Consider the following 15,254-nt stretch of genomic DNA (forward strand, 5'->3'; position numbering starts at 1 on the left):
CACCCACTCATCGAGGAGAGAGACATGCTCGCAGTTCGTATCGGACGGTCAATGCTCGTCACCACCGGCGCCATATTGGCGGTCGGTGCACTCGTCACCGGCTGCTCATCCGGATCAGCCGGTGACAGCACCCAGCCCACCAATGCCTCGGTGGAGGGCAACACCGAGGAGGGCGAGACCGTGGTCGTAGGCTTCTCGGGCCCCGCGGCGGACCACGGCTGGCTCGGAGCCATCAACGCCGCCGCCACCGCCGAGGCCGAGCAGTACGGTGACATCGATTTCCGCGTGGCCGAGGGCACCAACGACGCCAACCTGCAGATCAGCCAGGTCGAGCAGTTCATCAACGACGGCGTGGATGCCATCGTCCTGCTCCCCACCGACGGTGCCGCCCTCACGGCCGTCGCCACCAAGGCCATGGAGGCCGGGATCCCCGTGGTCAACGTGGACCGCGAGTTCTCCAGCCCGGCAGCGGCCCGCACGACGATCCTCGGAGACAACTACGGCATGGGCCAGAGCGCCGGCAACTACATCTGCGAGCAGATGAGTGACACACCGGATGCCGTCGTCGCGGAGGTCGCCGGTATCGACTCCCTGCCGCTGACCCAGGACCGCAGCCAGGGCTTCGCCGACGCCCTGGAGTCCTGCGGCCTCGACGTGGACAACCGAGTCGCCGCCGACTTCACGGTCCAGGGAGGCGAGGCCGCCACGTCCCAGCTGCTAGCGGCCGCCCCGGAGATCGATGCCCTCTGGAACCATGACGATGACCAGGGCATCGGCGTGCTGTCCGCCATCGACAATGCCGGCCGTGACGAGTTCATCATGGTCGGCGGCGGCGGTTCCGCCAATGCCATGCGGGAGATCCAGTCCGGTGAAAGCGTCCTCCAGGCCACGGTGATCTACCCGTCCACCCAGGCCGCCGACGGCGTCCGGCTGGCGCGACTGATCGCCCAGGACAAGGCCATGAGCGACCTGGTGGAGGTCGAGGTCCCCAAGCGGATCGTCCTGAACGCCCCGGTGGTCACCAGCGAGAACGTCGAGGAGTACCTCCCCACCGCGTTCGAGTCCTAGAGCCATCCGTTGCGGGGCGTGGCGTTCCCCGGTGGAACACCCCGCCCCGCATGCGGCCATCAACGAGCCGTCATCCATCCGTCATCCATCTCCCATCGAGCCGATGCCCCCGCAGGAGAAACCATGCCCCATCCCGCACCGCCCCTGAGGATCGCCCTGATCGGGCACGGCTTCATGGGAGCCGCCCATTCGCAGGGGTGGCGGGTGGCGCCCCGGTTCTTCGATCTGTCCGCCCGTCCGGAGATGACGTTGCTGGTGGGCCGCCACGCCGCCGGCGTCGAGGCCGCTGCCGCCCGGTGGGGGTGGGCGGAGACCTCCACGGATTGGCGGTCGGCCGTCAAGCGGGAGGACATCGACGTGGTGGACATCGTGACCCCCGGCGGCTCCCACGCCGAGATAGCCATCGCCGCCCTGGAAGCCGGCAAGCACGTGTTGTGCGAGAAGCCACTCGCGAACACCCTTGAGGAGGCCGCGGCGATGGCCGAGGCCGCGGAGCAGACCGGGGCGAACGTCTTCGCCATGGTCGGATTCACCTACCGCCGGGTGCCGGCCGCGGCCTTCGCCCGTGACCTCGTCCGCTCGGGTGCGATCGGCGAGGTCCGCCAGGTCCGTGCCGCCTACCTGCAGGACTGGTTGTACGACGCCGACGCGCCCCTGACGTGGCGGCTCCAGAAGGAGCATGCCGGCTCCGGCGCGCTTGGTGACCTGGGTGCCCATGCCGTCGACCTGTCTCAGTTCATCACGGGGCAGAAGGTGGCCGGCGTGAGCGGCATCCTGAACACGTTCGTCGGGGAACGGCCACTCCCGGACTCGGCGTCAGAGCGCGGCCGGGTGTCCGTGGACGACGCCGCGCTGTTCACCGCGCGATTCGACGGCGGCGCCATCGGCTCCTTCGAGGCCACCCGCATGGCCACCGGACGCAAGAACTCCCTGCGCATCGAGGTCTCCGGGTCCCTCGGCGCGATCGCGTTCGACCTGGAGAACTACAACTCGTTGGGCTTCTACGACGCGACCGCCCCGGGCACCCGCCAGGGCTTCACCGACATCATGGTCACCGAGCCCGAGCACCCCTACATGTCCGCTTGGTGGCCCACCGGCCACGCGCTCGGCTACGAGCACGGCTTCGTGCACCAGGCCCGGGACTTCACCGAGGCCATCACCGAAGGCCGGCAGCCCGAGCCCTCCTTCGCCGATGGATACCAGGTGCAGCGCGTCCTGGACGGCGTCCAGCGCAGCGCGGAGCACGGCAGCGCCTGGACCGCGACCGGCTAGCAGCGGCGCCGCAGCACCGAGCCGCACCGCAGAACCCCACCGCAGAACACCGCACCGAAGGAGCAACCGGATGGCACGCAACTACACCCTGTTCACCGGCCAATGGGTCGACCTGCCCCTCGAAGACGTCGCCCGCCTCGCGGCCGGCTGGGGCTACGACGGACTGGAGATCGCGGTTTCCGGCGGACACCTCGATGCCTGGCGCTGGGAGGATGACGACTACATCGCTGACCGCCTGGGCATCCTGGAGCGATATGGACTGAGGGTCTGGGCCATCTCGAATCACCTGACGGGTCAGGCGGTCTGCGACGATCCGATCGACTTCCGCCACCAGGCGATCGTCGGCGACCGGGTATGGGGGGACGGCGATCCGGAGGGCGTCCGCCAGCGGGCGGCCGAGGAGCTCAAGAACACCGCACGGCTGGCCCGGCGGCTGGGAGTGGACACCGTCGTCGGATTCACAGGGTCCTCGATCTGGCAGTACGTGACCCTGTTCCCGCCCGTGCCGGGGGAGGTCATCGAGGCAGGCTACCGGGACTTCGCCGACCGGTGGAACCCCATCCTGGATGTCTTCGACGAGTGCGGGGTGCGCTTCGCCCATGAGGTGCATCCGACCGAGATCGCCTACGACTACTGGTCGACGGTCAAGACGCTGGAAGCCGTGGGTCACCGTGAGGCGTTCGGCTTGAACTGGGATCCGAGCCACATGATGTGGCAGGGGATCGATCCGGTGGCGTTCATCTCCGACTTCGCCGACCGGATCTACCACGTGGACTGCAAGGACACGCGGATGCGGATGGGTGGAGGACGCAATGGCGTGCTCGGCTCACATCTGCCGTGGGGTGACCCGCGGCGCGGCTGGGACTTCGTCTCGGTGGGACGAGGTGATGTGCCGTGGGAGGATGCGTTCCGCGCGCTGGCATCGATCGGCTACGACGGCCCCATCTCGATCGAATGGGAGGACGCCGGGATGGACCGGCTGCACGGAGCACCGGAGGCCCTCGCAGTGCTGAGGAAGCTGGACTTCCCGGCACCGTCCGCGTCCTTCGACGCGGCGTTCGAGCAACGCCGACCGTCCGGCTCCTGACCCGGATCCCCCAGATCACGACCGCGCTACCCGTCGAGACACGCCGAAAGAATCGACAGGTGGCGCGGCCGTGATCCCTGGTTGGGAGTCAGCCGATCCGCAGTACCGGTTTGATGGTCTCGCCGGACTTGGAGTCGGCGAAGGCCTGGTCCACCTGGTCGAAGTCGTAGTACCGGACCAGCTCGTCGAACGGGAACCGGCCCTGCTGGTACAGCGCGATCAGGGCGGGGATCAGGTCCTGCGAGGTCCCGGAGCCGCCCAGGGTGCCGACCACGTGCTTGCCCCACAGGGTCCGCTGGTGATCCAGGCTGAACCGGGCCTCGGCCGGCGCCCCGCCGATCAGGATCAGCGTGCCGAGCATCCCGACCGCCTCGGCGGCCTCCTCGATCACCGCCACCACCCCGGTGCAGTCCACGGCATAGTCCGCGGGACCGCCGCAGATTTCCAGAATCCGCTCCAGTGCATTCTCCCGCCCCGAGTTGATGATGTGGGTGGCGCCGTACCGGGTGGCCAAGTCCAGGCGGGACTCGTGCAGGTCGATGGCGATGATCGTGGTGGCCGGGGTGTTGCGGGCCGCCATGATCGCCGCGAGTCCCACCGCCCCCGCGCCGTAGATGACCACGGACTCCCCGGCGGCGGGACGGGCGGTGTTCAGGATGGCACCCGCACCGGTGGTGATGCCGCAGGCGAGCACGCCCACCAACTCCAGTGGGACCTCCGGATCCACGGTCACGAGGGCATTCGCGTTGGCCAGTGCATAGGTCGCGAAGGAGGACTGGCCGAAGAAGTGCCCGGACAGCGTGGATCCATCCACACGGGAATACGCGGAGGTTCCGGCTTGCGGCCCGATGAACCGCTGTCCGCTGGCCACCGCCGGACCGAGCAGGTCGCAGTAGCGGTGTTCGCCACGGCGGCAGTTCCGGCACTGGCCGCAGTAGGGCCAGCCCATGATGACGTGGTCCCCCACCGCCACCGAGTCCACGCCTTCGCCGACGGCCTCCACCACCCCCGAGCCCTCATGGCCGAGCACGCCGGGCAACGGCAGGGGCATGTCCCCTGCCTGGGTGATGGCGTCCGTGTGGCACACCCCGGAGGCCACCACCCGCACCAGGACCTCACCGGGGCCCGGCTGCTCGAGTTCGAGCTCCTCCCGGACGAAGGGGGCGTTCTTCTCTTCGACAACCAGTGCTTCGATCTTCACGGCGGAGTCTCCTGATCAACCTGTTTTGGCGGCCGTCTTCTCCGCAGCTACGCGGAACCGTGTGGCACCCCGGAAAGACCGCCCTGGGTTCATTTGTCAGGGTATCGAGGGGGCTGGTGCCGGACCAGTCGCTCTCGCCACGTGGAACGACCGTACTGTTCGGGCAACGTCACTCCTTCAGGCAGCAGGGCACCCCTGTGCGGCTGAGGCCCCTCAGAGGACAGCCAGCCCCTGCTCGACGAGGATGCTGGCCCCGATCAGGGTCATCAGGATCCCGGCGACCTTGACCACGGCGGCGCTGATGCGGGGCCGCGAGCGGAGGATCCGCTTCGCCAGCAGGGCCACCACGAGGTAGATGACCGCGCAGTTGGCCACGTGCAGGCTGCCCAGGGTGAACATCTGGGCTGTCGAGGACCAGGCACCGCCCCCTGACGTGAACTGGGGCAGGAGCGCGAGCAGCAACAGCAGCCCCTTCGGGTTGATCCCGCTGGTCCCGGCGCCCCGGAGGAACTGGGATAGCGGGCCGGTCCCCAGTGGCTCGGCGCTGGCGGAGGGCGGCTCGGTCCGTGCGGCCAGAGTGGTGATCCCGAGGTGGAGCAGGTACACCGATCCGGCCAGGGTCAGCACGGTCAGGGCCGCGGGGTACTGAGTCACGAGGGCACCGGCACCCACGGCCACCAGGGTCACCACGAGGGCGTAACCGGTGACCATGCCGGCCACGGCGGGCACCACGGACCGAGCGCGCAGGCCGGCGGAGATCGCATACGCCCAGTCGGCCCCCGGCGTCAGCGCGAGCAGCACCGCCACGAGCCAGAACTGTGCCATCAATGCCGCATCCATACTGCCCTCCCCTTCTCCTGGCTGTAGATCGTACGGAGAATCGGGCGAGATGTGCTTCGAATTCCCTCGCGAAATCACCTCTAGGGTGGAATACTTTCCGGCATGGACGCGATCAACCGGGAGATCCTCTCCCTCCTGCAGGAGGACGGGCGCATGAGCGCCACCGTGCTGGCCCAGAAAGTCGGCCTCAGCCTCTCCGCCTGCCACCGCCGGCTCAAGGACCTCGAGCAGTCACGGGCGATCGAGCGCTACCGAGCCGTGGTCTCCCCGGAGGCCATCGGGCTGCACTTCGAGGCCATCGTCTTCGTCACCATGGGGCGTACCGACGTCGAGACCGTCGGCGCGTTCGAGGCCGCCGCGCGGGAGATCCCGGAGATCGTCGAGGCACAGCGGCTTTTCGGCGAGCCGGACTACCTCCTGCGCATCCTTACCCCAGACCTGGCCGCCTACCAGCAGCTCTACGACACCGCCCTCGGCAGCCTGCCCGGCGTCCAGCGCCTGGGCTCCACCATGGTCATGAAGAGAATCCGCAGCGGGGAGACACTCCCGATCCCGTAGCACTAGGCCATGATCAGGACGGGCTGATACCCGTCCGGGCGTTTCCGGTAGATCCGGGCCGGACGGCCCAGTCCGTTGCCACCCGGCGGCACGGCCCGCTCCTCGAGTGCCTCGAGGAGCGGCTCCATGGTCCGCCGGAAGGTGTCCTTCTGATGGACGGTTCCCGCCACGGCATCATGGGCCTGACGAAGCTGGGTCATGGTGAATTGGGAGTCCAGGAGGTTCCACGGGTCCGGGGCCTGGCCGTACTCCCAGCGCACCATCTTCACGGCCCACGCGATGATCTCGTCATGACTGAAGGGCAGGCCGTGGACCTCGGAGACCGGCCGCAGCTGGCCATGGCCGTGCTCCAGCCCCAGTGTCAGCTCGGACAACGGCAGCACGTCCAGGTGGGTGACGGTGAGGACCCAGCCGCGTTCGTCCCGCCCGGGATCGTCGAAGACATGGAGCTGTCTCGGGGAGCGGCCCTGGATGTGCATCCGCGTGTCCAGGCACCGCAGCACCGCGTCACCCAGCCGCTCGCGTTCGCGCAGCATGGTGCCCGGCAGCATCCACTCCCCCGCATGGCTTCCCTGGTCCCGCTTCCGCAGGATCACGTTCAGTTCACCGTCGGCCACGGTCAGGAGCACGACGTCGGCCGCCACGGACGGGCGGGGATAGGCCAGCAGGTCATCGCGTTCCGGGGACATGCCTCCCAATCTATCCAGCCCGCGGGCGGGGCCCACGTCAGGCGAAGAGGGCGGCAGCGTCACGGACGAACTCCTCGCCCGTGCGGAAGGTGGTGTCCCAGATCTTCAGCGCATCGGCCACCGATTCCTGCATGACGGCACGGCTGAACCCCTCCACGCCGAACCTCCCCGCATAGCCCAGGGCCTGGACCTCCTTCAGGATCCGGGACAGGTCCAGGGAACCCGTGGAAAGCAGTCCGCGGGAGGACTGCCCGAACTCCAGGTACCCGAGGTGCGGCAGGGCGTGGGCCACCGACCCGAGCAGGTCCTTCTCCTCGATGGCCATATGGAAGGTGTCCAGGTGGATCTTCAGGTTCCTCGAACCGGAGAGCTCCACGAACCGCACGGCCTGGGCCGCCGTGTTCAGCACGGAGGTCTCGTACCGGTTGACCACCTCGAAGGTCATCAGGATCCCGGCGGCGGCGGCCTCATCAGCCACGTCACCCACCAGTTGCGCCGTGTGGGCGAGCGCTCCCTCCGCCGGCCGGGCGGTGGTGTCACCGTGGACGCCGTAGGGCACCCCGTTGAGCTGGTCCCCGCCCATCCGCATCGTCATGTTCACGAACCGGCGAAGCTGGTCGAAACCACGCCGGCGCACGGTCGGCTCGTCGGACATGACGTTCGCCTCCGGGGACTGGACGGCCATCGTGATGGGGACCAGGCCGGCGTCGTGAATCCGCTGTCCGAGCGCCTCGATGCCCCGGCTGGACGGGTCCAGCGGGCCGAGCACCACGCGCCGGTATCCAGCGTCCTGCAGGACCGGAAGGGAGCGAGTGAACTCTTCGCTGAAGGGGTCCGTGGTGAAGGCCGCACTCTGGCAGGCCAGGTCCACCCGCAGCCGGGTGGCCTGGCGGGCCTCCGCGGCTACCGAGGTGTCCGCGGCCGGATTCGTCAGCGGCATAGCCATCTCAGAACTCCGGGAGCTCGAAGCGGTGCTTGAACACCGAGTAGCCGTCATCCACGTTCACCACGGTGCCGTTCATGGCGTTGGACTCCTCGGAGAACAGGAAGGCCACCACGTTCGCGATCTCCTCCGGCTCGGTCATGACGTTGCGCAGCTGCTCGGAGGCGAAGAGGTCCCGCAGGTGCTGGGGGAACTGCTGGATGATCGCGGTGTTCGCGCGCCCCGGGGTGATCGCCAGCACGCGCGTTCCGTGTTCGGCCAGTTCGTAGGCGGCCGAGCGGGTGAAGGAGATGACGGCGGCCTTGGCGGCACTGTAGGTGAAGGACAATTCAGCAGCCTGCTCGCCGTAGATGGAGGACGTGTTGACGATGACCCCGCCGCCGCCCTGCTTCACGAACTGCCGGGCCGCGGCCAGGATGCCGTAGTACACGCCGTCCTGGTCGATCCGGATCATCGGGTGGTAGTCCCGCTCGGGGTCATGGTCCAGCAGCGGCTTGCCGCCGGCGATCCCCGCGTTGTTGAAGATGCCGTCCAGGCGTCCGAAGGCGTCCACGGCGGACTGCACGGCCTGCTCGACGGCGGCGAAGTCCGAGACGTCGACGGCCACGGCGTGCGCTGTGCCTCCGGCCGCCGCCACCTCGTCGGCCACCGCCTTGGCGCCATCGAGGTTCAGGTCTGCCACGACCACCTTGGCGCCCTTCTCGGCGCAGCGGCGCACGGTGGCGCGGCCGATGCCGCTCGCTCCGCCGGTGATGAGCAGGACTTTGTCCGTCAGGGTGGTCATGGATACTCCTTGGGTCGAAGGGGAAATCGGTCAGAACATGCCGTGGGAGAGGGCCAGCGCCCCACCGTCCACGGCCAGGACAGCGCCGGTGACGAACGAGTTGCCCGGTGCCACGAGGAAGAGCATCGGGGCCTGGATCTCCGCCATGGTTCCCATCCGGGCCAGCGGGATGGTCTCCTCCCACATCCGTTCACCGGCCTCGTCCAGCACGGCGTCCCCGCCGATCCGGGTGCCCTTGAAGGGGCCGGGGGCGATGACGTTGACGCGGATCCCGCGGGGTGCGAGTTCCAGGGCGGCCTGCCGGGCAAGGTTGATGATCCCGGCCTTGGTGGCGCCGTAGGCGTAGGAGACCATCGGGTCGGTGCGCAGCCCGGCGGTGGAGGAGGTCACCAGGATCCGGCCGTGGTCCGGCAGGACGCGGGCGGCGGCGCGGACCGTCTCGAAGGTGCCGTTGAGGTTGGTGGCCACCACGTCCCGCCACTCCTCGTCCGTGTACCGGCCGATGGCCCCGCCCTCCGTGCGGTAGCTGCCGCCACCAGCGATACCGGCATTGGCCACCACCACCGTCGGGCGGCCCACCTCCGCCACGATCCGCTCCAGCACCTCGTCGACGGCGCCCGGCGCGGCCAGGTCGGCAGCGTAGGCGTGGGTCGTGCCCCCGGTGGCGGCGATCGCGTCCCTGACCTCGTCCAGCCGGCGCTGGTCCCGGCCGAGGACAACGACGGTCGCGCCGGCGTCGGCGTAGATCTCGGCCGCGGCGCGGCCGATGCCGCTCGAGGCCCCGGTGACCACGACGATGTCGTCGCGCATCGAGAACAGATCGAGGAGCCGGTCGGTTCCGTGGGCGGGTCGGGCATGTTCAGTGGTGGACGTCATGGATACGGGCCTCTCTCATCGTTCTCCGGGGGTGGGGGCGTGGCCGGCCGGCGGCGGTGTAACTGCCGCCGGGTCAGACACGCCCCCGGGGTCACATGGACGGGGTGAAGTCGGCCGCATTGTTGCGGTCGATCAGCTCGCCCTCGACCTCGACGAAGTTCTCCTCGGGCAGGGTGCCATCAGCCCGGTAGGCCTCGATGTCCTCGACCACGACGTCGACGACGGAGAACCAGTCCTGGTGGACGGAGGCGTAGAACGGACCGTCCTTCTTGATCTCCTCGACGGCCACGCCGAGCGCGTCCACGCCGGTGACGTAGATGTCATCCCGGCCGGCTTCGTTGATGGCCTGGGCGGCGCCCAGTGCGGCGTGGTCCCAGCCGACCCAGACCCCGTCCAAGCCTTCCGGGTTGGCCTGCAGGAAGTCGGTGACGAACTTCAGTGCCTCCTCCTGGGAGGTGCCCGGGTTCAACGCCTGCTTCATCTCACCGCCGGCGATGTTGGCCCCTGCCTCCTCGAGCATGTCGTAGGCCAGGTTGCTGCGCGTCATGATGCCGATGTGGGGATCATGGCCGATCACCATGACGTCCTTGCCCTCGAGGCCGCCCATGGCTTCCTCGAGCGCGCCCACGGTGAGTGAAGCGAGCTGGTCCTGGTCGAAGGTGACGTCCTCCACGAAGTCCTCGTTGGGTTCCACCCCGCCATCGATGGAGAAGATGGGGATATCCGCGGACTCGGCGGCGTTGACGAGCGGGGCGATCTGGCGTGGATCGGGGAAGCCCGCCAGGATGACGTCTGCCCCCTGGGTGATGGCGGACTGCATGTCCGAGTTGATCTTGTCGTAGTCAAAGTCGGAGGTGTAGAGGGTGACGTCCCAGCCCTTGGCCTTGCCCTCCTCCACGAACTTGTCCAGGGTCAGTTTGCCGCCAGGCGTCGCGTAGCCGGCGGTGAAGGCGGCGACCTTGAAGGTGCCGTCATCGCCGGAGCCTCCGGAGGTTCCACCTGCTTCGGCGCCGGTGCCAGGGCCGGAGCAGCCGGTCAGGCCGAGCATGGCGGCCGCAGCGAGGCCGGTGATGATCTTCAGTCGAGTGCGCATGGGTTTCTCCCGAGGTAGGGCACACCGTGGTGTGGGGATAGAGGGGTGACAGGGGGTGATGGAGATGACTACTGACGGGCGTCACGCCCGGCGTGATTTGAAGGATGAGAGCAGCACGGCGGCGACGATGATGATGCCGGTCAGCACCTGTTGCACGTAGGTGTTGACGCCCACGATGTTCAGGCCGTTCTGCAGGACGCCGATGATGCCGACGCCTACGAGGGTCCCGCCAAGGTTGGCCTGGCCGGAGTTGGAGAGCGTCATGCCCAGGAAGACCGCTGCCACGGCCAGCATCATGTAGTCGTTGGCGCTGGTGGCACTGGCGCTGGACAGCCGACTGACCAGGACGATTCCACCCATCCCTGAAACCAGGCCGGCCAGGGCGAAGGCCCAGAACACGTTGCCGCGCACGCTGACGCCGGATAACCGGGCGACGTCCGCATTGCCGCCGACGGCGTACCAGCGGCGACCGACCGTGGTGTACTTCAGCACGATCCAGATGATCAAGGCGACGACCAGGGCGATGACCACGGGCATGGGCAGGCCGGCGATGCGGGATTGGCCGACCCAGTAGAAGACCTCCGGCATGCCGTACAGGGTGGTACCGTCCGTGACGATGAAGGCGAGACCGCCGACGGTGGTCAGGGTGGCCAGGGTGGCCACGATGGCCGAGATGTTCAGGAAGGCCACCAGGAAGCCGTTGATCATGCCCACTCCCAGGCCGACCAGCAGCCCCAGGATGATGGCGACGGGGACCGGGAGGCCGGACAGCATGAAGGCCGAGGCGCTGGCTCCGGAGAGGGTGGCCGTGGTGCCGACAGAGAGGTCGAAATGCCCGGTGACCATGACGATTGTCTGGGCTCCCGCGATGATGGTCAGGATGGCGACCTGCGCCAGGATGTTTGTCAGGTTCCCCAGGCTGAGGAATCCACCGGGGCTCATGATGCCGAAGATGACGATCAGCCCCACGAGGGCGATGATGGTGCCGCTCTGGAGCACCATCTGAGAGAGGGACTTGCGCTCTTCACGGGGCTCGTCGGGCCGGTCTTGGGGCAACGGCGCTGCCGAGACGGTTTCGGTGGTTGCCATGTCAGGCATTCCTTCCGTAGCAGTAGGAGAGCAGGAGTTCCTCGTCGGCACCCTCGGCGGGCACCTGCCCGGAGATCCGTCCCTCGTGCATGATGAGGATCCGATCGGAGAGACCGATCAGTTCTGGGAGTTCGGAACTCACGGCGATGATCGTGGTCCCCTGGGCAGCGAGCTCGCGGATGAGCCGGTAGATCTCGGCCTTGGTGCCGACGTCGATTCCCCGGGTGGGTTCGTCGAGTAGCAGCACGTGCGGCTCCCGGGCCAGCATCTTGGCCAGGACGACCTTCTGCTGGTTGCCGCCCGAGAGCAAGCCGACGTGCTGACGTGGGCCGCGCGCCTTGATGCGCAGGTTCTCCATACTCCGGCGCGCCAATTCGGTCACGCGGCGGGCTGACACCCATCCGCCGGTGCTGACCTTCTCCAGATTGGCCAGGGCGATGTTGTCCTGGATCGAGGCGTTCAGGGAGACGCCTTGACTGCGGCGCTCCTCGGGAACCAGCACCATGCCGGCATTCAGGACCGCGCCGACATCGCCCTTCGCGGGCAGTTCCCGCCCCGCCACCGTGATGGTGCCTCCGGTGAACTTCTGGGCACCGGCCAGCAGACGCAGGAGTTCGCTGCGACCGGACCCTGCCAGGCCCCCGATACCGAGGACCTCACCGGCATGCGCCGTGAACGAGACGTCTTGGACCCGGCGGCCGGTCAGTGACTCGACCGACACCACGGCGCGGTCCGTCGCGGTTCCCCGGTCCGGGAACAGTTCCCCCGGGTCGCGGCCGACCATGGTGGAGATGACACCCTCGATCGTGATGTCCGCGACGTCCCGGGTGGAGATGGTCGATCCGTTGCGCATGATGGTCACGCGGTCGCACAGCTCGAACACCTCCTCCAGACGGTGTGAGACGTAGACAATCCCGACCCCCTCGTCGCGCAGGCTGCGCAGCACCGCGAAGAGGTCCTTGATCTCGGTATCCGTCAGGGAGGCGGTGGGTTCATCAAGGATGAGAACGCGAGCGTCGGCGGCCAGAGCACGCGCCACGGCCACCATCGTCTGCTGCACCGGCGAGAGCTGTCCCGCCAGCCGACGGACGGGGATGCGCTGGTTGAGACGATCCAGGTGCCGGCGGGCCTCACGGTTGGCCTCCGGCCACCGCACCAGGCCCGCGGTGTTCGGGGTGCGCTCACCGAGCAGGATGTTCTCGGCCACACTGATCGTCGGCACGATGGACAGTTCCTGGTACAGGGCCACCACGCCGGCCTGATGGGCGTCCTTCACCCCGGTGAACTGCACGGGCTCGCCATCCGAGGCGATCGAGCCGGCATCCGGCCGGTAGACCCCCGTCAGGATCTTGATTAACGTTGACTTGCCGGCACCGTTCTCCCCCAGCAGGGCGTGGATCTCCCCCGGCCGAACGTCGAGCCGGGCGTCCGTCAGCGCGGCCACACCGTCGAAATGCTTGGAGATGGATGTGGCCTGCAGCGCCAGGCGTGCGGCCGGCGGCGCGACCGGCTCTGCGGTGGAGGCACTCATCGGCGTTCTGCCCTCTCGGTGCCGTCGTCCGTCAGGTCGTTGCAGCGGATGACCACCTTCGGATGCTCGCCGCTCACATGCATGTCGAAGGCCTCGGACGCGTTCTCCAGGTCGAAGACCGACTGCAGGAAGGGTTCCAGGTCCAATTCGGCGAGGACGCGCACGGCGCGCGGGAACGTGTACGGGGAGACGAAGACCCCGGTCAGGGTCAGCTCCTTGCGGTACAGGTAGTCGGAGAGGTTCAGCGGCAGCTCGTAGTCCTCCGGATACATGGCCCCGTAGACCACGGTGCCGCCCGGAGCCGCGATGTCCAGCAGTCCGGCCACCGCGTGCCGGGAGCCGGAGGCATCGATCACGACGTCGAATCCCTCCCCCGCGGTGATCTCGCGTGTCCGCTCCTCCAGGGACTCGCCATTGGGGTCGATCACGTGGAGCGCTCCGAAACGCCGGGCGAGTTCGCGGCGCTCCGCGATCGGCTCGATGAGCGTGAGGGAGGTGGCCCCGTACCGTGCCATGAGCTGCAGGGTGAGCTGGCCGATGGGGCCGCCACCGCAGATCGCCACCCGGTCGCCAGCCCGGACACGGGTCTTGTCCGCGATCCGCACGGCCACGGAGGTGGGCTCCAGCAGGCAGCCCTTCAGTAGCGAGACCTCCTCGGGAAGCTTGTAGACCTGGGATTCGTGCCAGACCACGGACCGGGCCATGCCGGGACGGTTGTAGTCGCCCAGGTGTTCGCAGAACTGTTGACGCCCGTCCTGGCAGGGCGGGCAAGCCCCGCAGAAGCGGACGAAGTTCCCGGAGACGCGGTCCCCCACCTGCAGGTCGGTGCGGCGGACCTGCGGCCCCAGTTCGGCCACGACGCCGGAGATCTCGTGTCCCAGCCCGATCGGCACGTCCGTGCCGAAGAATCCCTCGGCCAGGTGCGGGTCGGAACCACAGATCGCGGCATAGGCGACCGTGATGCGCACGTCCTGAGGCCCGACGGTGTCCGCCGGGAAAGTGACGACGCCGATGCTGCCCCGCTGGCCGGCGTCGGGGGCCCGAAGACTGCCGATCTTGGTGACCGCGACGGTCTCCACGCCGCTCGAGGTCCGTTCCGGGGCGGCGCTGACGGTGGTGGTGGTGCTGGTGCTGGTCATGCGATGCTCCGCTCGCCGGTGCGTTGGGTCGGTCGGCCCTCGGTCACCGCGAGGGCCGCGTCCACGGTGGCCTGCAGCCCGTAACCGTGCTTGTCCCGGAGCTCCGTATCCTCACCGAAGCCCGCGAAGACCTGGGGGATGCCGAGCCGCCGGAAGCCCTCGAGCCGCAAGCCCCGATCCGCGATGACGTCCGAGACCTGCGAGGCCAGCCCGCCATAGGCCAGGTGGTCCTCGACCACCACGAAGCGACCGGTCTCCTCGGCGCAGCGCTGGATGAGGTCGGCGTCAACCGGCTTGAGCGTGAACATGTCCACCACGCGGGCGTCGATGCCGTGCTCGGCGGCCAGGACCTCCGCGGCCTCGAGAGCCTGGGACACCGTCTCGCCGTGCGCGAAGAGGGTGAGGTCGGTGCCCTCGCGGGCGGTGATGCCTTTGCCGATCTCCACGGTGACGGAGCCGGGCTCGTAGATCACCTTGTCCTTCTTGCCCACAGCCAGGCGGATGTAGAGCGGACCCGTCATGGACATGGACTGGCGAAGGACCTCTCCGACCATCAGCGGATCACCAATGGAGGTGACTGTCATGTTCACCAGAGAGGTCATCAGGCCCAGGTCCTCGACGGCGTAGTGGGTGGAGCCGCCGTTGCCGACGAGCCCGCCGTGCGTGCCGACGATCTTCACCGGCAGGTTCGGGTAGCAGATGTCCGAGCGGACCTGCTCGAGCGCACGCATGCTCAGGAACGGCAGCATGCCGGAGACCACCGGGATGTTGCCCTCATTGGCCAGGCCGGCCGCGATGCCCACGCAGGCCTGCTCGGACAGCCCCACGTCCACGAACCGGTCCGGGAAGGTGTCGCGGAACTCCACCAGGGTGGCCCCGATGTCCGGAGTCAGCACCCACAGGTTGTCATGGGTCTCGCCGAGTTCCTTCAGCGTCTGGCCGATCACGGTCCGGGAGGAGAGCAACTCCCCGAAGGTGAACGAGGTGGTCGGCTCGGGATCGCCGGGGATGCCCGCCGTAGCCGCGGAACTCTCTGCAGAGCCCGTGTTGGTGGGGACACTACTCGCGGTGTTGGTGGCCATGG

Annotated in this window: 15 protein-coding genes; 4 read left to right on the plus strand and 11 right to left on the minus strand. The window is 68.3% G+C overall.

Annotation, left to right across the window (positions count from 1 at the left end; genetic code table 11):
* Window positions 1-24: 24 nt before the first annotated feature.
* The 3 genes from BOSE125_RS13070 to BOSE125_RS13080 all read left to right on the plus strand — a co-directional run bounded on the left by BOSE125_RS13070 (window position 25) and on the right by BOSE125_RS13080 (window position 3,427).
* Complete coding sequence (locus BOSE125_RS13070; protein WP_159553185.1) at window positions 25-1,068, plus strand: substrate-binding domain-containing protein; 1,044 nt, start codon at window positions 25-27, stop codon at window positions 1,066-1,068.
* 123 nt (window positions 1,069-1,191) lie between these two features.
* Window positions 1,192-2,340: a Gfo/Idh/MocA family protein gene (locus BOSE125_RS13075; protein ID WP_201301208.1), complete on the plus strand. Its 1,149-nt coding sequence runs from the start codon at window positions 1,192-1,194 to the stop codon at window positions 2,338-2,340.
* A gap of 70 nt (window positions 2,341-2,410) precedes the next feature.
* The gene (locus BOSE125_RS13080; protein WP_159553187.1) at window positions 2,411-3,427 is read left to right on the plus strand and encodes a sugar phosphate isomerase/epimerase; all 1,017 of its coding nucleotides are present in this window, start codon (window positions 2,411-2,413) and stop codon (window positions 3,425-3,427) included.
* An 88-nt stretch (window positions 3,428-3,515) separates the two neighbouring features.
* On the opposite strand, the gene BOSE125_RS13085 is transcribed toward BOSE125_RS13080, so the two are convergent.
* Window positions 3,516-4,628 carry an NAD(P)-dependent alcohol dehydrogenase gene (locus BOSE125_RS13085; RefSeq protein WP_159553189.1) on the minus strand — a complete coding sequence of 371 codons (1,113 nt, stop codon included), beginning with the start codon at window positions 4,626-4,628 and terminating at the stop codon, window positions 3,516-3,518.
* A gap of 213 nt (window positions 4,629-4,841) precedes the next feature.
* Window positions 4,842-5,453: a LysE family translocator gene (locus tag BOSE125_RS13090; protein ID WP_236558002.1), complete on the minus strand. Its 612-nt coding sequence runs from the start codon at window positions 5,451-5,453 to the stop codon at window positions 4,842-4,844.
* Window positions 5,454-5,570: 117 nt separating this feature from the next.
* On the opposite strand from BOSE125_RS13090, the gene BOSE125_RS13095 reads away from it, so the two are divergent.
* On the plus strand, window positions 5,571-6,026 hold the full coding sequence (locus tag BOSE125_RS13095) for an Lrp/AsnC family transcriptional regulator (RefSeq protein WP_159553193.1): 456 nt from the start codon (window positions 5,571-5,573) through the stop codon (window positions 6,024-6,026).
* Window positions 6,027-6,028: 2 nt separating this feature from the next.
* Here BOSE125_RS13095 and BOSE125_RS13100 read toward each other — a convergent pair whose 3' ends face one another.
* The 9 genes from BOSE125_RS13100 to BOSE125_RS13140 form a co-directional block, all read right to left on the minus strand.
* Window positions 6,029-6,715: an NrtR DNA-binding winged helix domain-containing protein gene (locus BOSE125_RS13100; RefSeq protein WP_159553195.1), complete on the minus strand. Its 687-nt coding sequence runs from the start codon at window positions 6,713-6,715 to the stop codon at window positions 6,029-6,031.
* A gap of 37 nt (window positions 6,716-6,752) precedes the next feature.
* On the minus strand, window positions 6,753-7,661 hold the full coding sequence (locus BOSE125_RS13105; RefSeq protein ID WP_159553197.1) for a sugar phosphate isomerase/epimerase: 909 nt from the start codon (window positions 7,659-7,661) through the stop codon (window positions 6,753-6,755).
* Between the two features lies 1 nt (window position 7,662).
* On the minus strand, window positions 7,663-8,442 hold the full coding sequence (locus tag BOSE125_RS13110) for an SDR family NAD(P)-dependent oxidoreductase (RefSeq protein ID WP_159553199.1): 780 nt from the start codon (window positions 8,440-8,442) through the stop codon (window positions 7,663-7,665).
* 30 nt (window positions 8,443-8,472) lie between these two features.
* Window positions 8,473-9,318 (minus strand): SDR family NAD(P)-dependent oxidoreductase, encoded by an 846-nt coding sequence (locus BOSE125_RS13115; RefSeq protein ID WP_159553201.1) that lies wholly within the window; start codon window positions 9,316-9,318, stop codon window positions 8,473-8,475.
* Between the two features lie 91 nt (window positions 9,319-9,409).
* Complete coding sequence (locus BOSE125_RS13120; RefSeq protein ID WP_159553203.1) at window positions 9,410-10,411, minus strand: sugar ABC transporter substrate-binding protein; 1,002 nt, start codon at window positions 10,409-10,411, stop codon at window positions 9,410-9,412.
* Between the two features lie 81 nt (window positions 10,412-10,492).
* Window positions 10,493-11,500: an ABC transporter permease gene (locus BOSE125_RS13125; RefSeq protein WP_236558003.1), complete on the minus strand. Its 1,008-nt coding sequence runs from the start codon at window positions 11,498-11,500 to the stop codon at window positions 10,493-10,495.
* Window position 11,501: 1 nt separating this feature from the next.
* Complete coding sequence (locus BOSE125_RS13130) at window positions 11,502-13,031, minus strand: sugar ABC transporter ATP-binding protein (RefSeq protein ID WP_159553207.1); 1,530 nt, start codon at window positions 13,029-13,031, stop codon at window positions 11,502-11,504.
* Window positions 13,028-14,170, minus strand: coding sequence for a zinc-binding dehydrogenase (locus tag BOSE125_RS13135; RefSeq protein WP_201301209.1), 1,143 nt, complete (start codon window positions 14,168-14,170; stop codon window positions 13,028-13,030). The genes BOSE125_RS13130 and BOSE125_RS13135 overlap by 4 nt, the downstream gene beginning before the upstream one ends.
* A complete protein-coding gene (locus BOSE125_RS13140; RefSeq protein WP_159553209.1) occupies window positions 14,167-15,252 on the minus strand; it encodes a transketolase family protein in 1,086 nt (361 codons plus the stop codon). The genes BOSE125_RS13135 and BOSE125_RS13140 overlap by 4 nt, the downstream gene beginning before the upstream one ends.
* Between the last annotated feature and the right edge of the window lie 2 nt (window positions 15,253-15,254).

The organism is Citricoccus sp. K5, assembly GCF_902506195.1.
Taxonomy (GTDB): Bacteria; Actinomycetota; Actinomycetes; order Actinomycetales; family Micrococcaceae; genus Citricoccus.